At 74.2% G+C, this 20,978-nt stretch carries 23 protein-coding genes; 12 read left to right on the top strand and 11 right to left on the bottom strand.

What is annotated here, in order from left to right:
* Positions 1-11: 11 nt before the first annotated feature.
* Positions 12-1,448, bottom strand: coding sequence for a hypothetical protein (locus AB0H28_RS10090; protein WP_358036576.1), 1,437 nt, complete (start codon positions 1,446-1,448; stop codon positions 12-14).
* Positions 1,449-1,576: 128 nt separating this feature from the next.
* On the opposite strand from AB0H28_RS10090, the gene ndhC reads away from it, so the two are divergent.
* Positions 1,577-1,954 (top strand): NADH-quinone oxidoreductase subunit A, encoded by a 378-nt coding sequence (gene ndhC / locus AB0H28_RS10085; RefSeq protein WP_358036574.1) that lies wholly within the window; start codon positions 1,577-1,579, stop codon positions 1,952-1,954.
* 3 nt (positions 1,955-1,957) lie between these two features.
* Here the strand turns inward: ndhC and folP are convergent, their stop codons facing one another.
* Positions 1,958-2,827: a dihydropteroate synthase gene (gene folP / locus AB0H28_RS10080; RefSeq protein WP_358036572.1), complete on the bottom strand. Its 870-nt coding sequence runs from the start codon at positions 2,825-2,827 to the stop codon at positions 1,958-1,960.
* Positions 2,828-3,394: 567 nt separating this feature from the next.
* Here folP and AB0H28_RS10075 point away from each other — a divergent pair.
* The 4 genes from AB0H28_RS10075 to AB0H28_RS10060 are packed head-to-tail and all read left to right on the top strand — an operon-like array spanning position 3,395 to position 5,825.
* The gene (locus AB0H28_RS10075) at positions 3,395-4,021 is read left to right on the top strand and encodes a DivIVA domain-containing protein (RefSeq protein ID WP_358036570.1); all 627 of its coding nucleotides are present in this window, start codon (positions 3,395-3,397) and stop codon (positions 4,019-4,021) included.
* Positions 4,018-4,515 (top strand): SRPBCC family protein, encoded by a 498-nt coding sequence (locus tag AB0H28_RS10070; RefSeq protein WP_358036568.1) that lies wholly within the window; start codon positions 4,018-4,020, stop codon positions 4,513-4,515. The genes AB0H28_RS10075 and AB0H28_RS10070 overlap by 4 nt, the downstream gene beginning before the upstream one ends.
* Before the next feature lie 53 nt (positions 4,516-4,568).
* Positions 4,569-5,153 (top strand): DNA-3-methyladenine glycosylase I, encoded by a 585-nt coding sequence (locus AB0H28_RS10065; protein WP_358036566.1) that lies wholly within the window; start codon positions 4,569-4,571, stop codon positions 5,151-5,153.
* Between the two features lie 48 nt (positions 5,154-5,201).
* The gene (locus tag AB0H28_RS10060; protein ID WP_358036564.1) at positions 5,202-5,825 is read left to right on the top strand and encodes a hypothetical protein; all 624 of its coding nucleotides are present in this window, start codon (positions 5,202-5,204) and stop codon (positions 5,823-5,825) included.
* Between the two features lie 6 nt (positions 5,826-5,831).
* Here the strand turns inward: AB0H28_RS10060 and AB0H28_RS10055 are convergent, their stop codons facing one another.
* Positions 5,832-6,623 carry an enoyl-CoA hydratase-related protein gene (locus tag AB0H28_RS10055; RefSeq protein ID WP_358036562.1) on the bottom strand — a complete coding sequence of 264 codons (792 nt, stop codon included), beginning with the start codon at positions 6,621-6,623 and terminating at the stop codon, positions 5,832-5,834.
* A gap of 4 nt (positions 6,624-6,627) precedes the next feature.
* On the bottom strand, positions 6,628-7,446 hold the full coding sequence (locus tag AB0H28_RS10050) for a PaaX family transcriptional regulator C-terminal domain-containing protein (RefSeq protein ID WP_358036560.1): 819 nt from the start codon (positions 7,444-7,446) through the stop codon (positions 6,628-6,630).
* Between the two features lie 190 nt (positions 7,447-7,636).
* Here AB0H28_RS10050 and AB0H28_RS10045 point away from each other — a divergent pair, with 190 nt between their 5' ends.
* Complete coding sequence (locus AB0H28_RS10045) at positions 7,637-7,804, top strand: DUF3117 domain-containing protein (protein ID WP_013283866.1); 168 nt, start codon at positions 7,637-7,639, stop codon at positions 7,802-7,804.
* 144 nt (positions 7,805-7,948) lie between these two features.
* The gene (locus tag AB0H28_RS10040; RefSeq protein ID WP_358036558.1) at positions 7,949-9,406 is read left to right on the top strand and encodes a leucyl aminopeptidase family protein; all 1,458 of its coding nucleotides are present in this window, start codon (positions 7,949-7,951) and stop codon (positions 9,404-9,406) included.
* A 10-nt stretch (positions 9,407-9,416) separates the two neighbouring features.
* Here AB0H28_RS10040 and AB0H28_RS10035 read toward each other — a convergent pair whose 3' ends face one another.
* A complete protein-coding gene (locus AB0H28_RS10035) occupies positions 9,417-10,061 on the bottom strand; it encodes an O-methyltransferase (protein ID WP_269693932.1) in 645 nt (214 codons plus the stop codon).
* A gap of 217 nt (positions 10,062-10,278) precedes the next feature.
* On the opposite strand from AB0H28_RS10035, the gene AB0H28_RS10030 reads away from it, so the two are divergent.
* Positions 10,279-11,586 carry a trypsin-like peptidase domain-containing protein gene (locus AB0H28_RS10030; RefSeq protein WP_358036643.1) on the top strand — a complete coding sequence of 436 codons (1,308 nt, stop codon included), beginning with the start codon at positions 10,279-10,281 and terminating at the stop codon, positions 11,584-11,586.
* Positions 11,587-11,658: 72 nt separating this feature from the next.
* Positions 11,659-12,081: a preprotein translocase subunit TatB gene (locus AB0H28_RS10025; protein ID WP_358036556.1), complete on the top strand. Its 423-nt coding sequence runs from the start codon at positions 11,659-11,661 to the stop codon at positions 12,079-12,081.
* A gap of 105 nt (positions 12,082-12,186) precedes the next feature.
* Here the strand turns inward: AB0H28_RS10025 and AB0H28_RS10020 are convergent, their stop codons facing one another.
* The 3 genes from AB0H28_RS10020 to AB0H28_RS10010 form a co-directional block, all read right to left on the bottom strand.
* Positions 12,187-13,335 (bottom strand): P-loop NTPase, encoded by a 1,149-nt coding sequence (locus tag AB0H28_RS10020; RefSeq protein ID WP_358036554.1) that lies wholly within the window; start codon positions 13,333-13,335, stop codon positions 12,187-12,189.
* 83 nt (positions 13,336-13,418) lie between these two features.
* Positions 13,419-14,027: a DUF1003 domain-containing protein gene (locus AB0H28_RS10015; RefSeq protein ID WP_358036552.1), complete on the bottom strand. Its 609-nt coding sequence runs from the start codon at positions 14,025-14,027 to the stop codon at positions 13,419-13,421.
* A complete protein-coding gene (locus AB0H28_RS10010; RefSeq protein WP_358036550.1) occupies positions 14,020-15,300 on the bottom strand; it encodes a CBS domain-containing protein in 1,281 nt (426 codons plus the stop codon). Before AB0H28_RS10010 ends, AB0H28_RS10015 begins: the two co-directional genes overlap by 8 nt.
* Before the next feature lie 33 nt (positions 15,301-15,333).
* Here AB0H28_RS10010 and AB0H28_RS10005 point away from each other — a divergent pair, with 33 nt between their 5' ends.
* The gene (locus AB0H28_RS10005) at positions 15,334-16,203 is read left to right on the top strand and encodes a PhzF family phenazine biosynthesis protein (protein WP_358036548.1); all 870 of its coding nucleotides are present in this window, start codon (positions 15,334-15,336) and stop codon (positions 16,201-16,203) included.
* Positions 16,204-16,880: 677 nt separating this feature from the next.
* Entirely contained in the window at positions 16,881-17,414 is a 534-nt protein-coding gene (locus tag AB0H28_RS10000; protein WP_358036546.1) for a hypothetical protein, read from the top strand.
* Between the two features lie 87 nt (positions 17,415-17,501).
* On the opposite strand, the gene AB0H28_RS09995 is transcribed toward AB0H28_RS10000, so the two are convergent.
* A complete protein-coding gene (locus tag AB0H28_RS09995; protein WP_358036544.1) occupies positions 17,502-18,458 on the bottom strand; it encodes a DMT family transporter in 957 nt (318 codons plus the stop codon).
* Positions 18,459-18,563: 105 nt separating this feature from the next.
* On the opposite strand from AB0H28_RS09995, the gene AB0H28_RS09990 reads away from it, so the two are divergent.
* On the top strand, positions 18,564-19,259 hold the full coding sequence (locus AB0H28_RS09990) for an HAD family hydrolase (protein ID WP_358036542.1): 696 nt from the start codon (positions 18,564-18,566) through the stop codon (positions 19,257-19,259).
* Positions 19,260-19,340: 81 nt separating this feature from the next.
* Here the strand turns inward: AB0H28_RS09990 and AB0H28_RS09985 are convergent, their stop codons facing one another.
* Together AB0H28_RS09985 and AB0H28_RS09980 are read right to left on the bottom strand one after the other, a co-directional pair.
* A complete protein-coding gene (locus tag AB0H28_RS09985; protein WP_358036540.1) occupies positions 19,341-20,057 on the bottom strand; it encodes a GNAT family N-acetyltransferase in 717 nt (238 codons plus the stop codon).
* Positions 20,058-20,106: 49 nt separating this feature from the next.
* Positions 20,107-20,931: an SDR family NAD(P)-dependent oxidoreductase gene (locus AB0H28_RS09980; RefSeq protein ID WP_358036538.1), complete on the bottom strand. Its 825-nt coding sequence runs from the start codon at positions 20,929-20,931 to the stop codon at positions 20,107-20,109.
* Positions 20,932-20,978 lie beyond the last annotated feature (47 nt).

The raw sequence follows: 20,978 nt of genomic DNA, 5'->3' as shown, positions 1-20,978 counted from the left end.
TAGGGGGTGGGTCAGCGGTCCGTCGTCGGCTCCGGGACGGTGATGTCGCTGCGACGCCGCAGGGAACGGGTGGCCAACGCCAGCGCGAACACCACAAGCAGTCCCGACATGACGATCAGGGCGATCGCGATGCGCCGCGCCGGGGTGTCGTCGTCGCCGGCCCGGCCGGACGAGGCCAGCACGCCCTGGGACCCGGTCGGGGCGGGCGCCCCGGCCGCCGCGGTGGACTGTGCCGCCGCCGCGCTGATCCGGAAGCTCATCTGCACCTGCCGCTCGCGCCCGCTGCGCGGAGCCAACCGGCCGATCACCGCTCCGGCGAGCGGCGCCATGCGCTGCGCCTCCGCCGACGCGGTGACCGGCAGTCGCAGGGTCGCGGTCCGGCCGGCCGGCAGCGTGCCGAGTTCGCACCGGGTCCGGTCCGGCGCCGCCGGGACGCAACCGTCGCCGCTCACCGTCACCCCGCCCGGGAGGAGCACCTCCACCCGGCCGGCGGCGTCGACCTCACCGGTGTTGTCCAGCCGCACGTTGAGCGTGCTCGGCGCGCCGCTGATGTCGAAGACGACCTCGTCGGCGCGCAGCGAGATGCCGGGCACCGGGGGCCCGGGCGGGAAGAGCACCGCGAAACCCTCGTCGTCGTACGCCGCGCCGTCGACACCGGGCGCGACGGCGGTGACCTGGACCGACCCGCTCAGCGGCATGGTTCGCCAGGCGTCTCCGGCGACCCGGACCCGGATGGTGGCGCTGAACCGGGCGCCCGGCGCGGCGACCCACCCGCCGCAGCGGTGGTTGCCGTCGCCGGCGGCGACGCAGCCGGGCGTGCCGCCGTCGGTCAGCCCGGCCGGCAGCGTGTAGCCGAGGCTGACCTGCTCCTCCCGCGCACCGGTGTTGGTCACCGTCACCCGCAGCGTGGTCACCGTGTCGTCGGCGTTCCAGTAGTCGGGCGTCAGCACCACGTCCTCGGTGGTGACCTGCACCCCGAGCGGCCCGCCGGCCGGCTGGGTGCGCGGCGGCGGTGGCGGCTGCACGGGCGGCCGGCCCGGCGGCGGCGGGGCGGTGGTGGCCGGCGCGGTGGTGGGGGTCGTCGCCGGGGCCGTGGTCGGAGGCGTCGTAGCCGCGGTGGTGGTCGGCGCCGCCGGGGTGGTGGGCGCCGGTGCGTCCTCCGTCGGCGGCGCGGTGGTCGGTGCCGCCGGGGTGGTGGGCGCCGGGTCATCGGTGGGTGTCGGCTCCGCCGGGTCGCCGCCCGGGTCGCCGCCCGGGTCGCCAGGGTCGCCCGGGTCGACCGGCTCGGCCAGTCGCACCGCCCCGGCCGGGGCGGCCGGGGCCGCCGTGGCCCAGCCCGGTGCCACCGCGACGACGGCTGCGGCCGCGGCGATCAGCGCGGGCGCGAACAGCGCGAGGGTACGGCGGAGCGCGACCCGCGGTGCGGGCCGGACACGTGGGCGGGTCATCTGTCCTCCGGGGGACGTTGCAACGAGTTCTCATTATTCGGGGACCGTTGCCATCTGGCACTAGTCCCGTCAGGAAACAAATTCGTAACGTGTCCGAGACGTCTCGACGGGACCGGTACGCTCCGGGCGTGACCGGATATCTCGGCTCGTACGCCACGCTCGGTCTGCTGCTGATCGCCGCCGTGCTCTTCTTCGTGACGGCGTTCTCGGCGAACCGGGTGTTACGTCCCGCCCGTGCGGCCGAGCCGTGGGGCAAGCGGACCTCGTACGAGTGCGGGCTCGACCCGGTCGGCGGCGACTGGGCCCAGATGCAGATCCGCTACTACGTGTACGCCTACCTCTACGTGCTGTTCGCGGTGGAGGCGGTCTTCCTCTTCCCGTGGGCGCTGGTCTTCGACCGGCCCGGGTTCGGCGCGACCACTGTGGTGGAGATGGGCGTCTTCGTGGCGGTCGTCGCGCTCGGCATCCTCTACGCCTGGCGGCGTGGCGTCCTGCGCTGGACGTGAACCCTAGGCGAGCCCGCGTCGGGTCGCCGCCGGTGGCCGGTCACCCCGGATCGACGCCACCATGTCGAGCACCCGCCGGGTCTCGCGGACCTGGTGGGCGCGGAACACCCGGGCGCCGAGCCAGGCCGAGACCGCGGTGGCGGCGAGCGTCCCCTCCAGCCGCTCGGGCACCGGCAGGTCCAACGTCTCGCCGACGAAGTCCTTGTTCGACAGCGCCACAAGCACCGGCCAGCCGGTGCCGGTCAGCTCGGCCAGCCGCCGGGTGATCTCCAGCGAGTGCCGGGTGTTCTTGCCGAAGTCGTGCGCCGGGTCGATCAGCACGCCGTCGGGCCGCACCCCGAGCCCGACCGCCCGTTCGGCCAGCCCGGTGACCGTGTCGAGCACGTCGCGCACCACGTCGTCGAAGGCCGCCCGGTGCGGCCGGGTACGCGGCGCCAGCCCTCCGGCGTGCGAGCAGACCAGCCCGGCGCCGGTCGCCGCGGCGACCCGGGCCAGCGCCGGATCGGCCCCCGACCAGGTGTCGTTGAGCAGGTCCGCGCCGGCCGCGACCGCCTCCACGGCCACCTCGGCGCGCCAGGTGTCGATCGAGACGACCACGTCGGGAAAGGCGGACCGGACCGCGGCGATGGTGTCCACCGTTCGGCGGATCTCCTCGGCGGTGTCCACCTCGTCGCCCGGACCGGCCTTCACCCCGCCGATGTCGACGATCTCCGCCCCGTCGGCGACCGCCCGCTCGACCGCCCGTAACGCGCTGTCCTGCGCGAAGGTGGCGCCCTGGTCGAAGAACGAGTCCGGCGTGCGGTTGACGATCGCCATCACCACCAGCTCACCCGGGGCGAAGGTCCGCCCACCGAGCCGCAACGCCCCGGTCATGCCCGTCTCCTCGTCTCCGCGCGTCCCGCACCGCCCGGTCGGCGTCCGTGCGACCCCGTGCCGTCGGCCGTCCACCGGCCCCAGGGGCCGCTCATCAGCCCCACGCCGCTCACCGGTTGCCGCGCCGTCCCGGCTGTCCGGGCGGGCCGGGCCCGCCCGGCCGTCGGCCGGGCCGGTCGGGTCCGTCGAGCTACCCGGCCGACGACGCCCCGCGGTTCGTCGTCTCCCGGCAGGCGGCCGGACCGACGATATCCGGCACGGTGGGCTCGCCGAGATCTTGGTGCGGGACGGTCCCGGCCAGAATCCTCCCATCTCCCACGTTATGGGACGACTGCGCAACAGGTCGGCAGGTCGGGCCCGGGGTCGGGGTGCACGTCGTCGCGCCGCCGGGTCCTTCCACCGGTTCGGGGAGGTGGCGGGATCCGAGTGCCGCTGAAGGGGTCATCTCCCCGAACCGGTGCCGAGTCGGTCGGATGGCTTTCGCCACCCCGTCGGGAACGCCGCGTTTTGCGGACCGGAGGGCGCGGAGGGCTCGCCCGATCCCGGCCCGCATGCCACGATCTCTGCATGGGTCAGGTTCTGCTCCTCTTGGTCGTCGCGCTGACCGTCGCGGCAGTGGTGTTCGGAGTGACGGTGCTGGTCTCCGGTCGGGATCCGGGCCTGGCACCGGCCGAGCCGGACGGGCGGTCCGTGCCCCTGCCGGGCGCCCGCCCGCTCGACGAGTCGGACGTGACCGACGTCCGGTTCGACACCGCGCTGCGCGGCTACCGGATGGCCCAGGTCGACGCCGCGCTGCGGCGGGCGGCCTACGACATCGGCTACAAGTCCGAGCTGATCGGCGTGCTGGAGGCCGAGAACGCCGCGTTGCGGGACGGGCGGACGGAGGAGGCCGACGCGCTGCGCCGGGCGCGCGAGGAGGCCGCCGCCAGCAGCACCGGGGCCGACCCGTCGGAAGCCGAGCCGTCGGAGGTCGACCCGTCGGCCACCGGGCCGGTGACCATCGACCTGTCGGCGCCTGAGTCACCGACCACCGGCCGACCGGTCGCCGCCGAGGCGGGCGTGGCGGAGGCGCCGGCCGCCGCCGCGGTGGAGGACACCACCGACCCGGCGGGTGCGGCCGACGCCGGGCCGGCCGGTGCGGCAGTCGACGAGGACCGGGAACGCGGGCCGGCGGTCCGCTCGGAGTCGGCGTGACCGGCGCGGAGGGCTCCGCCGGCTTCGCCGAGGCCGCCCAGCCCGGCGCCGCCGAGGTCACCGCCACGGTGATCGTCGACGCGCCGGCCGAGCGGGTGTTCGCCGCGCTGACCGCGTGGGAACGGCAGTCCGACTGGATCCCCCTCACCACGGTCCGGGTGGTCGAGGGCGACGGCGGTGAGGGGAGCCTGATCGAGGCGGTCACCGCGCTCGGGCCGGCCGCGCTGCGCGACGAGATGCGGGTGGTCCGGGTCGACGCGCCGTACGAGGTCGGGGTGGTGCACTGCGGTCGGCTGCTGCGCGGGCCGGGCGTGCTGCGGTGCACCCCGATGGACCGCGACCGCACCCAGGTGGTCTGGCACGAGTGGTTCCACCTGCCGGGCGGGGCGGCCGGCCGGGTGGCCTGGCCGGTGCTCTGGCCCGGCTCGAAGTTCAGCCTGACCCAGGCGTTGAAGCGCTTCGCCCGGCTGGTCGAGCAGGGCCGCCTGCCCTGAGCGGGCCGAGCCGAACAACCGGGCTGTCGGTGCCCTGACCTACCGTGTACGGCGTGACTGACCTGGTGACCGGCGCCGACGGGCTGCCCCGCTGCGCGTGGGGCGCGAGCACCCCCGACTACGCCGCCTACCACGACGAGGAGTGGGGCCGGCCGCTGCGCGGCGACGACGCGCTCTACGAGCGGCTGACGCTGGAGGCGTTCCAGTCCGGCCTGTCCTGGCTGACCATCCTGCGCAAGCGGCAGGCGTTCCGGCTCGCCTTCGACAGGTTCCGGATCGAGAAGGTGGCCGGCTACGGCGAGCCCGAGGTGGCCCGGCTGCTGGCCGACGCCGGGATCGTGCGCAACCGGGCCAAGATCGAGGCGGCCATCGCCAACGCCCGCGCCGCGCTCGAACTGCCCGAGGGTCTCTCCGCGCTGCTCTGGTCGTTCGCGCCCTCGCCCCGGCCGGCGCGCCCCCACTCGAACGCCTTCGTGCCGGCGCTCACCGCGGAGTCCACCGCGATGGCCAAGGCGCTCAAGAAGCGGGGCTTCCGCTTCGTCGGCCCGACCACCGCCTACGCGCTCATGCAGGCTACCGGCATGGTGGACGACCACCTCGCCGACTGCCACGTGAGCGGCGACCCGACCGTCGCGTGAACGGCGACCGGGCCGAGCGCTGACGCGCCGGCGTGATGGGATTGGGGCATGACCGACACCGAGCCGCGGACGGGCGGCACGACCGACGGTGACACCACGCCGGGCGCCTGGGCGGTGCTGCTGCCCGACGAGCGCTACCAGGCCGAACGGCTGGTGCACCACGACGTGCTGGAGCTGACCGGGTCGCCGGCGGCAGCCCGGCCCCGCCCGGATGACCGGGTGGCGGTGCTGATCGGGGAGCCGCTGCGGCTGGTGGCGCTCGGCCGGGTCGCGCGGGCCGGTGTCGGGGGCCGGGAGGACCCGGACGATCCGCAGTCCGACACGGTGCCCGGGGCGCTCGTGGTGACGTACACCCGGCGGGCGCTCGACGAGCCGGTGCCGGTCGACGGCCCGACCCCGGACGGCCCGGTCGTCGCGCTCGATGCGGCGCGGTGGCGGGCGCTGGCCGACCGGCTCGGGCCGCCGCCGGCCCGGCGCACCTGGCTGGTCAGCCTCGACCTGCCGATCGAGGCCGCCTCGCGGGCCGAGGCGGTCCGGATCTTCTGGTCCTACGTGCAGGAGCTGGGCCCGCGTGAGCTGCCGGCGTTCGTCTCGCCCTCCGGCGACGAGCTGGCCATGCAGGCGTTCGTGCTCGGCGTCGAGGCCAACCAGGATCCGGAGGAGGACGACTGACGGCGGTCAGCGGCCCTCGAAGACCGGCTTCTGCTTGTTGACGAAGGCGATCGTCGCGGCCTTGTGGTCGCTGGTGGCCCCGCAGATCGCCTGGGCCTGCGCCTCGGCGGCCAGCGCCTCGGCCAGCGTGCCGGCGTCGGCGACGGAGAGCTGCCGCTTGATCGCCCCGTAGGCGACGGTCGGGCCGGCGGCGAGCCGGGCGGCCAGCTCCTGCGCGGACGGCAGCACCTGCTCGTCGTCGTCCACCAGCCGGGTGAGCAGGCCCAGCCGGCAGGCGTCCGCCGCGCCGACCGGCTCGGCGAGCATGAGCAGCTCGACCGCCTTGGCGTGGCCGACCAGACGGGGCAGCGTCCAGGAGGCGCCGGTGTCGGCGGCGAGCCCGACGCCGGCGAACGCCATCAGGAAGCGGGTCTTCGGGCCGCCGATGCGGAAGTCGGCCAGGAACGCCAGCGACGCGCCCGCGCCGGCGGCCATCCCGCGTACCGCCGCGACGACCGGCTTGGGCAGGTTGGCCAGCCGGGCGGCGATCGGGTTGTAGTGTGCCCGCACCGTGTCGAGCGGCCGGGCGTCCGCCGACTCCAGCGTCCGCACGTGCTCCCGCAGGTCCTGCCCGGCGCTGAACGAGCCGCCCGCGCCGGCCAGCACGACCGCCCGGCAGGAGCGGTCGGTCTCCAACTCGGCCAGGACGTCCCGCAGCGCCTCCTTGAGGGTCACGTCGAGCGAGTTCATCGCCGTCGGGCGGTTCAGCGTCAGGGTGACGACGGCGTCGGTGCGGTCGACGAGCAGCGGCTCGGTCACGTTTCTAACGACCCTTCTGTCGGGCGAGGCGGTTGCTGGCGTCGAGGCACTGCTCGACGTACCGGTCGGCGGCCGGCCGGAGCCGGGCCGCGTGGCGGTCGAAGAACCCGGCCGCGCTGGTGCCCGGCCAGCGCTCGGGCAGCAGCGCCGGGGGCAGTTGCGGGTCCCGGAACAGGAAGGTACGCCACGCGTGCACGAGCCGGAACCGGGCCGCGTACGCCTCCTCGTCGCCGCTGCGGACGGTGACGCCCGAGAGCAACGGCTTCTGCTCGGCGACGAAGCGTTCGTACGCCCGGCCGATCTCGGCCAGGTCCCAGGCCCGGCGGACCACGCCCATCGCTCCGGGGGTGCCGGCGGCGTGCGCGGCGGTGAACCGCTCGAACCGCACGCCCGCCTCGGCGAGCAGCAGGTCGACGTCCTCACCCGGGCGGGTGGCCACCCAGGTGCAGTCGTCGAGGGTGCCGTAGCCGAGGAAGGTGAGGTTGGCGGCGAGCCGCTGCCGGTCCCGCCGCGAGGCGGGCGCCACGAGGACGAGAAGATCGAACCGTCCGTCCCAACTGTGCCGACCGGTCCGGTAGATCCGGGAGGCCGCCTCGTCGAGTCGACGGCCCGCTTTCGGCGTGATCGAATAGCCCGGTCCGGAGGCGAGCCGGAGCGGTTCCAGCCAGCCCTGGCGGACCATCCGGGAGACCGCGGTGCGTACCGCCGGTGGGGCTATCCCGAGTGGCGCCAGCAGCTTGACCAGGGCGGCGACCGGTGCGCGGCCACCCCTGGCGCGGAGGTGGTCGCCGTACAGGTCGAAGAGTGCCGACCGTGCCTGCATGACCGCACATTGTGACAGGCCTATCCAAGATAAGCTAGATGCTGTTACATCAATGCTGCTTCGGTTTGGGTCCGGCGGTGTTCATCAGGGAAAATCGTCTGTCGACGCCTCCGCGACGTCCGCGGGCGGCGATGGCGAAGTGGCTGTGGGGCAACCCACCGACCCTGGTGTAGGTCTGAGGGGAGACAACATGGCGGCGATGAAGCCGCGGACGGGCGACGGTCCGCTGGAAGTCACCAAGGAGGGCCGGGGCATCGTCATGCGGGTCCCGCTGGAGGGTGGTGGCCGGCTCGTCGTCGAGATGACTCCCGACGAGGCCACCGCGCTGGGTGACGCGCTGAAGGCGGCCGCCGGCTGATTCGAGGAGCGGTCCGCGCGGCGTCCGCCGCGCGGACGGTTCGTCCTACCCTGAGCCACCGGCTTGGCCGGTGGCTCAGGGCCTTCATCGGCCGGCGAGCGGCGTTGCGTCCCGCTCAGAGCGTTTTCGGAGGTACGGTCCAGCGTGCTGGCCATTCGTCTGGTGAGCGGGCCCACCCGGCCCGACACCCTGGTCCTTCCCGTGCGTCCCGGCAGGCCGGACACCCCGCCCGAACTGGTGCCGACCGGGTCCCCGCCCGAGGACGACGTCCGGGCCGAGGCCACCGTCCTGCTGCCCGCGACCCGGCTCACCGGCGCCACCGGCGAGGTACGCGAGCACCTGCGCCCCGGCGGCGCCCCGACCCGCCTCTGGCTGCTCGGGGTCGGCGCCGGCGACGAGCCCGACTGGCGCTCCGCGGGGGCCGCGCTGGCCCGCGCCGCCAAGGATGAGACGCAGCTCACGATCTCGGTTCCCGACGAGACGGCAGCGCTGCGCGGCCTGACCGAGGGCCTGCTTCTCGGCTCTTACCGCTTCCGCCTCACCGAGAACGGCCCACGGCCCGCCCTGGCCCGGGTGGACGTGCTGGTGACCGATCCGGGGGCGCTGGCCGACACGCTGGCCGCCGCCCGCACCACCGCCGAGATGACCCGGCTGGCCCGTGACCTGACCAACGCCCCCTCGTCGATCAAGCACCCGGAGTGGTTCGCCGAGCAGGTGACCGACGCCGCGTCCGGCCGGCCCGACCTGCAGGTGCGCGTACGTGGCCCGCGGGAGCTGACGGCCGAGGGCTTCGGCGGGATCCTGGCCGTCGGAGGTGGCTCCGCCCACGGCCCGCGCCTGGTCGAGCTGGACTGGCGGCCGGCCGGTGCGCGTACACACGTGGTGCTGGTGGGCAAGGGCATCACGTTCGACACCGGCGGCATCTCGATCAAGCCGGTGCCGGCGATGAAGCTGATGCGCAAGGACATGGCCGGGGCCGCCGCCGTGGTGGCCGCGACGCTGGGCGCCGCCGCGCTGCGCCTGCCGGTACGGGTCACCACACTGGCCCCGCTGGCCGAGAACATGGTCAGCGGCTCCGCGTTCCGCCCCGGCGACGTCATCCGGCACTACGGCGGGCTGACCAGCGAGAGCACCAACTCCGACGCCGAGGGCCGGCTGGTGCTCGCCGACGCGATGGCGTACGCCGTCCGCGAGCTGAAGCCCGACCTGCTGGTCGACCTCGCGACCCTGACCGGGGCGAACGCGGTGGCCCTGGGCAAACGGCACGCGGCGCTCTACAGCGAGAACGACGACCTGGCCGCCGGCCTGCTGGCCGGGATCGGCGCGGCCGGTGAGCGGGCCTGGCGGATGCCGCTGCCCGACGACTACCTGGAATACCTGGCCAGCGACATCGCCGACCTGCACAGCTCGCCGGCTCGGGGCGCCGGCTCGGTGGTGGCCGCGCTCTTCCTCCGCGAGTTCACCGGCGAGCTGCGGGGCCGCTGGGCGCACCTGGACATGTCCGCCCCCTCGTGGTCCGACGACGTGCACGGCGAACTGGTCAAGGGCGCCACCGGCTGGGGCGTACGCGGATTGCTGCGCTGGTTGGCGACGCTGGGCTGACCGGCCCGGCTCAGCTCCGCACGGCGGCGAGCAGGCCGTGGCCGACCGGCAGCAGCGCGGGCACCCAGTGCTCCGACTCGCGGATCGCCTTGATCGTCTCCCGCACGGTGACCGTCTCCACGTCCCGCGCGGCCGGGTCGCCGATCCGGCCGGCGGCCAGCGCGCCGTTGAGCGCGAGCACGCCGCCGGGGCGCAGCAGCCGCAGCGCGGCGTCCACGTACGCCGCGAAGCCGGTCGCCGCGGCGTCGGCGAAGACCAGGTCGTAGACGCCGTCCGCGAGACGCGGCAGCACGTCGAGGGCCCGACCGGTGATGATCCGGGTACGCCCCGACGGGAAGCCCGCCTCCTGGAACAACCGCCGGGCGAGGCGCTGGTATTCGACCTCCACGTCGATCGTGGTGAGCACGCCGTCGGGACGCATGCCGCGCATCAGCCAGACGCCGCTGACCCCGGTGCCGGTGCCGATCTCGACCACCGCCCGGGCGTTGCCGGCGGCGGCGAGCAGCCGCAGCGCGGCGCCGGCGCCCGGCGTCACCGCCTCCACGCCCACCTCGTGGGCGAGCGCACGGGCCGTGCGCAGCACGATGTCCTCGGTGACGTACGACTCGGCGAACTGGAGCGCCTGGGCCGTCGAACTGCCGTGACCGGCGACCATGGCGATGGGACACCTCCGGGGGCGGGCTGGTGCGAAGGGTCGGTTGGCACTGTGAGCGTAGAGGCGAGCCGGTAGCGGCGCAGCCGCGAGGCGGCCGTCGGACGATCACGGGCGGCAACCCCTGACTCCACCCGGGGCATCCGTGCAATCCTGGACGTGTCCCGCGCGCCACGGTCGTCCGGCTCCGCCGACGCCGGCGCGGGGCGTGCGGGACGAAGTGGGAGGCACGGACGTGACCGACGGCTGGGACTGGCGCCGGCCCGGTGGAGCCGGGGCACCGGCGGGAGGGCCGGCCCCCGGGCAGCCGCCGCAGGGCGCCGGGGGTGCGACGACGTCGCCCTGGTGGACGGACGCGCTGGCGGACCCGTGGCGGGATCCGCAGGCGCCCGCGGCAGTGGTGGTTCCGGTCGCCGCGCCCGCCGGCTCCGGCGAGCCGGAGCCGGTCACCGACCCGGATCTGCCGACCCGGCCGGGGCTGCGTCAGGTGGTGCTCATCTCACTGATCACCGCCTTGCTGGCCGGCTCGCTCGGCAGCGCCCTGACCTATGCCGTCCTGCGCGGCGGGGACGTGCCGACGTTGGGCGCGCAGGCCGGTCAGGCGCCGGCGCTCGCCCAGCGCAAGCCCGAGTCGCTGGCCGGGGTCGCCGAGCGGGTGCTGCCCAGCGTGGTCACCATCCGGGTGGCCAGTCTCGGCGGGACCAGCGAGGGCTCCGGCTTCGTGGTGAGCGCCGAGGGGCACATCGTCACCAACGACCACGTGGTCGCGGACGGCACGGGCCGGGCCACGGTGCTCTTCAACGACGGCAGCACCGCGGCCGGCACGGTGGTCGGGCAGGACCCGGAGTCGGACATCGCGGTCATCAAGGTGACCCGCAGCGGGTTGACCCCGGTGCAGTTCGGCGACTCGGACGCGCTGGCGGTGGGCGATCCGGTGCTGGCCATGGGCTCGCCGCTGTCGCTTGCCAACACGGTCACCGCCGGCATCGTCAGCGCGTTGGACCGCACCATGCAGGCGGGGGAGCCGGGCGGGCCGACCCGCTACTACGCGGCCATCCAGACCGACGCCGCGGTCAACCACGGCAACTCCGGCGGGCCGCTGGTGGACGGCGGCGGCCGGGTGGTCGGCGTGAACTCGACGATCAAGTCGCTGGTGGCCGACGGGCAGGAGGCGGGGAACATCGGGCTGGCCTTCGCCATCCCGATCAACCAGGCGAAGCGGGTCACCGAGGAGATCATCGGCACCGGCCGGGCCCGGCGTACGGTGATCGGCGCCTCGGTGGGCGGCACCGGCGCCACCGGCGGTGGGGTCCGCCTCAACGCGGTCGAGCCGGCCGGCCCGGCGGCGGCGGCCGGGATGCGCACCGGTGACGTGGTGCTCCGGTTGAACGGTCATCCGATGACCGACCCGACCGACCTGGTGGCGTTGGTGCGCAAGTACGCGCCGGGGTCGGTGGTGACGGTGGAGTACCGGCGCGGGTCGGCCCGGCAGAACGCGTCGGTGACGCTCGCCGCGGACGCGAAGTGAGGACCGGTCACCCCCTCCCCGTCGGCGACCTCACGTGCGTAGTCTTGCCCTGACACGGACGAGGAGGCCGGAGTGTTCGAGAACCTGAACTGGTGGGAGATCGGCGTCCTGCTGCTCCTGGCGCTGTTGATCTTCGGGGACCGGCTGCCCAACGTGATCAACGACGGCCTCCGGATGGTTCGCAACCTGCGGAACATGGCGCGCAACGCCACCGGCGACCTGAGCCGCGAGCTGGGCACGGACATCCAGCTGGAGGATCTGCACCCCAAGGCGTTCATCCGCAAGCACCTGCTCAGCGAGGACGACGAGCAGGCGATCCGGAAGCCGCTGCAGAGCATGTACGACAACCTGCGTTCCGACGTCACCGGCGTGCACGACGAGCTGAAGGACGTGGCCAAGGCCGCCGACCTGCGCACCGGCTCCGCCCGGCCCGCCGTCGCCACCCCCGCCGCCGCCCCGCCGGCCCCGCGCCCCTCCTACGACGACGCCACCTGACCCCCACCCCAAACTCCCGCGCTGATTCACGGAAAGAGCGCTCATTCCGCGTGCGAAAGCCACTCTTTCCGTGAATCAGCGGGGTGAGGGTGGGGAGGGGGAGGGTCAGCGGGCGGTGGGTTTGAGACCGAGGGGTTTGCCGAGCAGGGATTCGCGGCGGACCGCCAGGCGGTCGGCCACCTGGAACAGGGCCTTCGCGGCGGGCGCGTCCGGCTGGGCCAGCACGATCGGCTGGCCGGCGTCGCCGCCCTCACGGACCCGGGTGTCCATCGGGATCTGCCCCAGCACCGGCACCTGCGCGCCGATGGTCCTGGTCAGCGACTCGGCCACCGCCGCGCCGCCGCCGGCCCCGAAGACCTCCATCCGGGTGCCGTCCGGCAGCTCCAGCCAGGACATGTTCTCGATCACACCGACCACCCGCTGGTGCGTCTGCAACGAGATGGCGCCGGCCCGCTCGGCCACCTCGGCGGCGGCGGCCTGCGGGGTGGTGACGACCAGGATCTCCGCGTTCGGCAGCAGTTGGGCCACGGAGATCGCGATGTCACCGGTGCCCGGCGGCAGGTCGAGCAGGAGGACGTCCAGGTCGCCCCAGTAGACGTCGGCGAGGAACTGCTGCAGCGCCCGGTGCAGCATGGGGCCGCGCCAGACGACGGCCGCGTTGCCGGGGGTGAACATGCCGATCGAGATGACCTTCACGCCGTGCGACTGCGGCGGCATGATCATGTCTTCGACGCGGGTCGGCGCGCCCTCGGCGCCGAGCATGCGGGGCACCGAGTGACCGTAGATGTCGGCGTCCACCACGCCTACCGACAGGCCGCGTGCGGCCAGCGCGGCAGCCAGGTTGACCGTGACGCTGGACTTGCCGACGCCGCCCTTGCCGCTGGCGACCGCGTAGACGCGGGTCCGCGAGCCGGGCTGGGCGAACGGGATCACCGGCTCGGCGGTGGCGCCGCCACCCCGCAGCTTCGACTGCAGCTCCTGGCGCTGCTCCGGGCTCATCACCCCGAAGATGATCTCGACACCGCTCACCCCGGGGACCGCGCCCACGGCGGCGGTGATGTCGGTGCGCAGCTTGTCCTTCAGCGGGCAGCCGGCGACGGTGAGCAGCAGCTCCACCCGGACCACGCCGTCGTCGTCCCGCTCGGCGGAGCGGACCATGCCGAGTTCGGTGATCGGCCGGCGGATCTCCGGGTCGTTGACGGTGGCCAGCGCGGCCTGGATCGCGTCGGACACGGTGCTGACGGGTGCTGACATGCCCGCAATGCTACGTCGGTGGTCATCCGCGACCGCCGCTGGCGGGCGCGGTGTGAGCGAATCGATGCCCGGAATCCGGTGGTTCAGCCCTCGGGGCGACCGCCCCGGGCGTAGTCGCCGTCGAGTTCGTCGCGGGGCTCGTCGAGCGGGTCGTCGGCGGCCGGGCGTCGGCTCTCCCGCTCCTGCTGCCGCCGTTCCAGCTTGCGCCGCCGCTCGGCCGCCTCGTCCAACTCCTCGGCCAGCCGGGTCAGCTCCGAGCGGAGGAAGTCCCGGGTCGCCACGTCCCCCATCGCGATCCGCAGGGCGGCGATCTCCCGGGCCAGGTATTCCGTGTCGGCCTTCTGCATGGTGGCCCGCCGTCGGTCCTCGTCCAGCGAGACCCGGTCCCGGTCCGCCTGCCGGTTCTGCGCGAGCAGGATCAGCGGGGCCGCGTACGAGGCCTGAAGGGAGAGCACCAGGGTCAGGAACGTGAACGTGTACGGGTCGAAGCGCAGGTTCGCCGGGGCCAACGTGTTCCACAGGAACCAGGCGGCGAGGATCAACGTCATGTAGACGAGGAAGTTGGCCGTGCCCATGCCGCGGGCGATGCCCTCGGCCCAGCGGCCGAACGAATCCGCGTCGATCCGGGGCAGGTGCAGGCCCCGGGGGGCGCGCGGCTGGTCCAGCCGTTCGCCGCGTCGCTGCTCACTCATCGCCCAGGATCCCGTCGTCGGTGGCGGACGGGGTCGGGGCCGCGTCCCGGTCCCGCCAGTCGCGCGGCAGGGAATGGTCCAGCACGTCGTCCACGGTCACCGCGCCGACCAGCCGGTTGTTCCGGTCCACCACCGGCATGCCCACCATGTCGTAGGTGGCCATCCGGCGGGTGATCTCGGTCAGCGGGGTCGACGTGCGGAGCGGATCGATGTCGTTGACCACGATCCCGCCGAGCAGGTCGGCCGGGGGTTCGCGGAGCAACCGCTGGAAGTGCACCATACCCAGGTAGCGGCCGGTCGGCGTGGTCAACGGCGCCCGGGCCACGAATACCTGCGCGGCCACCGCGGGCGAGAGCTGCACCTCGCGGATCCGGGCCAGCGCCTCGGCGACGGTGGCGTCCGGCGGCAGGATCACCGGTTCTGAGGTCATCACGCTGCCGGCGGTGCCGGAGGCGTAGCGCAGCAGTTGGCGCACCGGGTCGGCCTCGTCCGGCTCCATCAGGTCGAGCAGCACGTCCTGCTCGGGCGGGGGGAGCTCGTTGAGCAGGTCGGCCGCGTCGTCGGGATCCATCTCCTCCAGCACGTCGGCGGCCCGTTCCCGGTCCAGCGCGGCCAGGATCTCCACCTGGTCCCGCTCGGGCAGCTCGCTCAGCACGTCGGCCAGCCGCTCGTCGTCCAGCGCGGCGGCCACCTCGTTGCGCCGGGCGTCGGGCAGGTCTTGAAGGGCGTTGGCCAGGTCGGCCGGGCGCATGTCCTCCAGCACGGCGAGCAGGTTCGCCGTACCCCGGTTGTCGCCCACGGTGCCGAGGCCGCGGACCCGGTCCCATTCGACCTGGTGCAGGTGGCCGCGGCGGGTGAGTCGGCTGGTCTGCTCGCGGACGGCGACCCGGGTCAGCGCCCACTCGCCGCCGCGACTGCACTCCATGGCCACGTCCACCACGGAACCGGCCGGCCCGCTGTCGAGCTGGACCCGCCGGTCGAGCAGTTCCTGGAGGACCAGCAACTCGTTCGGGCGCTTGGAGAACCGGCGCAGGTTGAGGGTGCCGCTGCCGAGCACCACGGCGTCCGGGTCGATCGAGGTGATCCGGTTGATGGAGAGGAAGATGCGTCGCCGCATCGGCATCTCGGCGACCAGCCCCACGACCTCCGGCGGGCGCTGGGTCGGGCGGATCCGGGCGACCGCGTCGCGGACGCGGCCCACCTGGTCACCGTTCGGGTCGAAGACGGCGACTCCGGCCAGTCGAGCGATGTAGACCCGGTTCGGCGTGCTCACGGGCACCAGCCTAAGGGCCTACTCTCTAACAACATGTCGACCTTGGCCTACGAGATCGTGGACGTCTTCACCGACCGCCCGTTCGCCGGCAACCCGCTGGCCGTGGTGTTCGGCGCGGAAGGGCTGGCCACCGAGCAGATGCAGGCGCTCGCGCTGGAGTTCAACCTGTCCGAGACGGTCTTCGTGCTGGCGCCCACCCAGGCCGGCGCGACCTACCGGGCCCGGATCTTCACCCCGACCGACGAGTTGCCGTTCGCCGGGCATCCGAGCGTGGGCGCCGCGGTGACCGCCGGCCGGCGCGGCGTCTTCGGTGTGGGCAGGGTCACCCAGGAGTGCGGTGCCGGCGTGCTGCCGATCGAGGTGACCGCCACCGGCGCGACGCTGACCGGGGGCACGCCGACGCTCGGCCCGGAACTGGACCCGGAGCCGCTGCTGGAGATCGCCGGCCTCACCGCAGCCGACCACGCCGGCCCGCCACCGCGGGTCGCCGGCTGCGGCCTGGAGTTTCCCTACCTTCCGGTACGTCCCGACGCGGTGCCCCGGGCACGGTTGAACACGGCGGCTGCGGAACGGTACGGCGTCGAGCACGTCAGCCTCTTCTCCTGGGACCCCGAATCGCAAACCGCGCACGCCCGCGTCTTCGTGCCGGGAATCGGCGTCCCGGAGGATCCGGCCACCGGGTCTGCCGCTCTGGGCCTGGGCGTCTGGTTGGTCGCCAGCGGCCTGCTGCCGGGTGAGGGCCGGACCCCGTACGCGGTGCGCCAGGGCATCGAGATCAACCGGCCCTCGTCGCTGGCCTGCACGGTGACCGCCGCGGGCGGCACGGCCGTCGGTGCGACCGTCTCCGGCCAGGTGATGCCGGTGGCGCGCGGCGAGATCGCCGTCCCGCCCTTCGTCGGCTGAGCCGCCCTCTGTCCCCTGCTCGATGCTGGGCTTGTTCCCCTATCTGGTGCTGAACCTGTGCCGCGGTCCGTGCTCGGTGCTCATGCCACGGTCCCTGCTCGTGCTTGTGCCACGGTCCCTGCTCGTGCTTGGGCCAGGGTCCGCGTTCGTCCTTGTTCCGTGGTCCGCGCTCGTGCTGTGCTGCGGTCCGCGCGGTACTGGTTCCGCAGTCCACGCGCCGTGCGGTGATTCGGTTCCCGCGCCTTTGGAGCTGAGTCGTTGGTGATATCAAGCGGTTCGGGACCGGGGGCGCAGACTCGTGAGCTTCGGTTTGCCGACGACACGCGCCGCCGACCCGGTTGAGTCGTTTCTGATGTCAGCTCTAAAGGCACTGATCGCCGGGGCTCCTCCCGCGCCCGATCCGCTGCGTGCACACACTTCAGGGGCGGCCCAGTCAGGGCTTTCGCGGCCAGGCCCCGAGGACCGTGGGCGCGAGGACCCGAGGACCCGAGGACCCGAGGACCCGAGGACCTGAGGACCTGAGGACCGTGAGTATGGGAAGCGTGGGTGTGGGCCTACGACTTGCGGATGGTGCGCGAGCGGGCATGCGGCCGGACCCGGCGAGGCGGGTCGAGGGCCGTCCGGTCGCCGGCGGGGCGCGACCACCCCGGCCGGTCGAACCTCCGAACGGGCGCGGAATGCGGGAGGATGGTCGGGTGAGCGACGAGGTGGACGAGCGGATGACGCCGCCGCTGGTGGACGAGGCGGTGAAGAAGGCCGCCGTGTGCTGGGTCGGTGTCGGCGGTGGCCCAGCGTACGCGTTGTGGTGCCTGCCCCTGGACGGCGCGCTGCTGGTGGTGACCGGGCCCGGCGAGCAGACCGCGCCCGGGCTGGCCGACACCGACGTGGCCGAGGTGACGTTGCGCGGCGACCACGGCGGCCGGATCGTCACCTGGCCGGCCCGGGTGACCCGGCTGCGGCCGGGCACCGAGGAGTGGGACACCGCCGCGCCGCTGGTGGCGGCGAAGCGGCTCAACGCCTCCGGTACCGCCGCCGAACTGGTGGCGCGGTGGGCGGCCGAGGGCTGCGCGGTCAACCGGCTCACCCCGGCTGGCGCGGCGGTGACCGGCGCCGACCTGCCGGCCGACCCGCTGACCGAGCCGCCCCGGCCGGCGCCGGTGGTCCGGGCCGTGCGCAAGCCGTTCCGGCTGCACCGCGTCCGCCGCCGCTGACCGCTCCGGCGGGCGGCGCGGCAACCGGGCCTGCCGACCTGGCTGGTGCGGCGGCCCGCCGGTCGTCCACGGCGGCGCTGCTTTCGGTCAGCGGCGAGGCGGGGTGGCGTCGGCGGGCACGGCAGCCGACGCGGCGCGGCGTCCGGCCCGGGCTCCACCGAGCACGACCACGGCGACGCCGGCCAGCAGCAGCGCCAGCCCGGGCAGGGCGAGCGGCCGGGGCAGTTGACCCAGCCAGGCCCAGCCGATCAGGGCCGCGCCGGGCGCCTCGAGCAGGATCAACATGCTGACCGTGGTCGCGGAGACCCGGTGCAGGGCGTAGTTGAACATCGAGTGGCCGAGCAGTTGGGCACCGGCCACCAGGGCGAGGATCGCCAGCCAGGTCCCGCCGTCCCAGCCGTGCAGACGCACCCCGCCGAGCAGGCAGACCACCAGCAGGATCACCGCGCAGACGCCGTAGCAGACGGTGGTGTAGGTGGTGGTGCTGATGCTGGCCCGGGCCCGCTCGCCGAAGGCGGTGTAGACGGCCGCGAACATGCCACCGGCCACGGCCAGCAGGTCGCCGGCGAACGCACGCCCGGAGACGGCGAAGTCGGCGCCGGTGGCGAGCACCGCGCCGAACACGGCCACCGCGATGCCGGCCCAGGCCACCGCCGGCAGCCGCCGCCCCTGCCAGCGGGCGATCAGCCCCTGCCACACCGGCTGCGTCGCGCCGAGCGCGGTCGCGGCGGCGACCGAGGTGAGCTTCGCGCTCGGCATCCAGGTGGCGAAGTGGGCGGCCAGCGCCACCCCGGAGAGTACGCAGTACAGCCCCTCCCGGCGGCCCGCCCCGACGGTCAGCGCGCGGAGTTCGGACCGCCGCCGGGTCAGCGCGAACGGACCGAGCGCCGCCGCCGACAACAGGTTGCGCCAGAACGCGATGGCCAGGGCCGGCGCGGCGGCGAACGCGACCAACGGGGCGGAGGACGAGACGGCGGCGACGGCCAGCGCGAGCGCGCCGAAGGTCGGCGCGTCGAGTGGCGGGCGACGTGGGGCGGTGGACACGGGGAGCAATCCTCACACGGGAACCGGAGACACGGAACGTCAGCACTCCGTTACGATCATGCGTGAACCGGCGGTCCTCCCCCTCGACGTCCGGAGCATCTCCCCATGCCCAGGGTCCAGGCGGTGCTGTTCGACTTCTTCGGCACCCTGACCCAGAGCGTCCGGCGCGGAGTCGCCCACGACGTCATCGCCGACCTGCTCGGCTGCTCCACCGAAGCCCTGGTCGAGGTGCTCGACGGCAGCTACTACGAGCGCGCCAGCGGGTTCTTCGGCGACGCCGAGTCGACCATGCGGTGGGTCTGCGCCCAGGTCGGCGTGCGTCCCTCCGACGCGGCCGTACGCGCCGCGGTCGCCTCCCGGCACCGGGCGGTCCGGGCCGACACCCGGCTGCGCGCCGAGGCGGTGCCGGTGCTGGCCGCGTTGCGCCGCCGGGGCGTACGCACCGGGCTGGTCAGCGACTGCACGCACGAACTGCCGGCGTTCCTGCCCCAGCTCGCGGTCGCCCCGCTGCTCGACATCCTGGTCTTCTCGGTGCGTCTCGGCCGCTGCAAGCCGGACCCGGCGCTCTACCTGGCGGCCTGCCACCGGCTCGGCCGCGCCCCGGCCGACTGCCTCTACGTCGGCGACGGTGGCAGCCAGGAACTCACCGGCGCGCAGCGGGTGGGCCTGCGTCCGGTCCGGCTGGCCGCGCCCGACCTCGGCGGCCACCTGGTGTTCAACGCCGACCGCGGCTGGGACGGGCCGGCGCTGACCTCGCTCACCGGTGTGCTGGACCTGCTCGACCCGGTCGCCGTCGGCTGATGCCGGTCTGGAGGCGGCGTTGCGGGCGCTGCCCGGCGTGGTGGTCACCAGCGTGCCGGTGCACGTTCCGTGGTGAGGCGGTCAGACGTCGCGGACCTCCAGCACCCGGGTGATCGGTGCGGCGTCGCCCAGAGCTACCCGCAGGGCGGCCCGATCGGGGTCGGCCAGGAACGCCTCGTAGCCGGCCCGGGAGGCGAACCGGATCACGTGCACCTCCGACTCACCGTCCCCGGTGCGCAACCGCCGTTCCAGCCGCCCGCAGTGCCGGCTGAGCAGCGCCAGCACCGCGTCCTCGTATCGCCGGCCGGCGTCGGTGTCGGCGCTCAGATCGACCAGTGCCACCACCCGGAACACCCCGGCCGGATCGTCCACCAGCGGCTTCCAGAAGTTGTGGTCGACGTGCCCGCCCGGGATGCCGTCCCGGATGCCGGTGTCGGTGTAGCCGTGCCGCCGGTAGAAGCCGGGCGCCTGGAACGTGAACGAGGCCACCGAGATCTCGGTGCAACCACGCCTGCGGGCCTCGTCTTCGGCGGCCCGCAACAGGCGGCCGCCCCAGCCCGCGCGGCGCTGATCCGCGCGTACCCAGACCAGGTTGATCCCGGCCCGCCCACCCCAGGTCCAGCCGGTCAGCCCGGCCACCAGGTCCCCGTCGGCGTCGACCACCGTCACCGACAGGCCGCGCTCGTCGTCGGCGCCGGTGGCGGCGTTGTTGAACGCGGTCAACTCGCGGTCGAGCCGGGCGGACAACTCGTCGTCCCGGCCGCCGACGCGCAGGGTCGCTCCCTCGTCTTCGATCATGTGCCGGAGTATCCCAGCGGGCCGGACCGGTGGCACAGCCCGATGCTGCCTACGCTTCCAGGCCGACCGCCTGCACGCTGGCGGTCCAGAGCCGGGCGGCCAGCGTCGGGTCGGCCGCCTTCGGTCGCGGTCGGTGCGGCTTGCGGTCGGCGTAGTAGCCGCCGTCGGTCAGCCGGGACGGGTCCTGGCAGGCGAGCCAGACCAGGGTCTCGGCGCCTTTCTCCGGGCTGCGGAACGGCAGCAGCCGCATGCCGAGCGCCACCACCCGGCTCTCGTTGCCGAACCGGGTCCGCACCACGCCGGGGTGGAACGCGTACGCCGGCAGCTCCGGCCAGCGCCGCGCCGCCTCGGCGGTGAACAGGATGTTCGCCTGCTTGCTGGTGCCGTACGCGCGGAACGGCCGGTAGTGGCGCAGCGAGGCGTTGAGGTCGTCCGGGTCGAGCACGCCGCTGCGGTGCGCGTCGGAGCCGGTCACCACCATCCGCCGGACCCGGTCGCGCAGCAGGCTGCTGAGCAGGAACGGAGCGAGATGGTTGGCCTGCATGCTCAGCTCGAAACCGTCGACCGTGGTGATCGGTTCGAGCACGATTGCGCCGGCGTTGTTGGCCAGCACGTCGATCCGGTCGTAGCCGGCGCGCAGCCGCTCGGCGAGCCCGCGGACGTCGTCGAGCACGGCGAAGTCGGCGCGGAACAGCTCCGGCCGTTCGCCGCAGGACTCGCGCACCCGTTCCCCGGCGGCACGTAGCCGGGCCGGGTCCCGGCCGACCAGCACCACCTGGTCGCCCCGGCGGGCCAGCGCGACGGCGGCGGCCAGCCCGATGCCCGAACTGGCCCCGGTCAGCACCACGATCCGACGCTCAGTGAGATCTTCCACAGGTCCATTCACCCCGGTCACGGGACGAGGTTACCGTGGCGTAGCCC

The organism is Micromonospora sp. NPDC050980 (genome assembly GCF_040653835.1).
In the GTDB taxonomy this organism is placed as follows: domain Bacteria; phylum Actinomycetota; class Actinomycetes; order Mycobacteriales; family Micromonosporaceae; genus Micromonospora.
This window is presented reverse-complemented; position numbering and strand designations above follow the sequence as displayed.

Coding starts and splice junctions, on each gene's coding strand:
- AB0H28_RS10090 (WP_358036576.1), bottom strand. CDS start 1,448: ATGACCCGCCCACGTGTCCGGCCCGCACCGCGGGTCGCGCTCCGCCGT.
- folP (WP_358036572.1), bottom strand. CDS start 2,827: ATGACCGGGGCGTTGCGGCTCGGTGGGCGGACCTTCGCCCCGGGTGAG.
- AB0H28_RS10075 (WP_358036570.1), top strand. CDS start 3,395: ATGGGTCAGGTTCTGCTCCTCTTGGTCGTCGCGCTGACCGTCGCGGCA.
- AB0H28_RS10060 (WP_358036564.1), top strand. CDS start 5,202: ATGACCGACACCGAGCCGCGGACGGGCGGCACGACCGACGGTGACACC.
- AB0H28_RS10050 (WP_358036560.1), bottom strand. CDS start 7,446: ATGCAGGCACGGTCGGCACTCTTCGACCTGTACGGCGACCACCTCCGC.
- AB0H28_RS10045 (WP_013283866.1), top strand. CDS start 7,637: ATGGCGGCGATGAAGCCGCGGACGGGCGACGGTCCGCTGGAAGTCACC.
- AB0H28_RS10035 (WP_269693932.1), bottom strand. CDS start 10,061: ATGGTCGCCGGTCACGGCAGTTCGACGGCCCAGGCGCTCCAGTTCGCC.
- AB0H28_RS10020 (WP_358036554.1), bottom strand. CDS start 13,335: ATGTCAGCACCCGTCAGCACCGTGTCCGACGCGATCCAGGCCGCGCTG.
- AB0H28_RS10015 (WP_358036552.1), bottom strand. CDS start 14,027: ATGAGTGAGCAGCGACGCGGCGAACGGCTGGACCAGCCGCGCGCCCCC.
- AB0H28_RS10005 (WP_358036548.1), top strand. CDS start 15,334: ATGTCGACCTTGGCCTACGAGATCGTGGACGTCTTCACCGACCGCCCG.
- AB0H28_RS10000 (WP_358036546.1), top strand. CDS start 16,881: ATGCGGGAGGATGGTCGGGTGAGCGACGAGGTGGACGAGCGGATGACG.
- AB0H28_RS09990 (WP_358036542.1), top strand. CDS start 18,564: ATGCCCAGGGTCCAGGCGGTGCTGTTCGACTTCTTCGGCACCCTGACC.
- AB0H28_RS09985 (WP_358036540.1), bottom strand. CDS start 20,057: ATGATCGAAGACGAGGGAGCGACCCTGCGCGTCGGCGGCCGGGACGAC.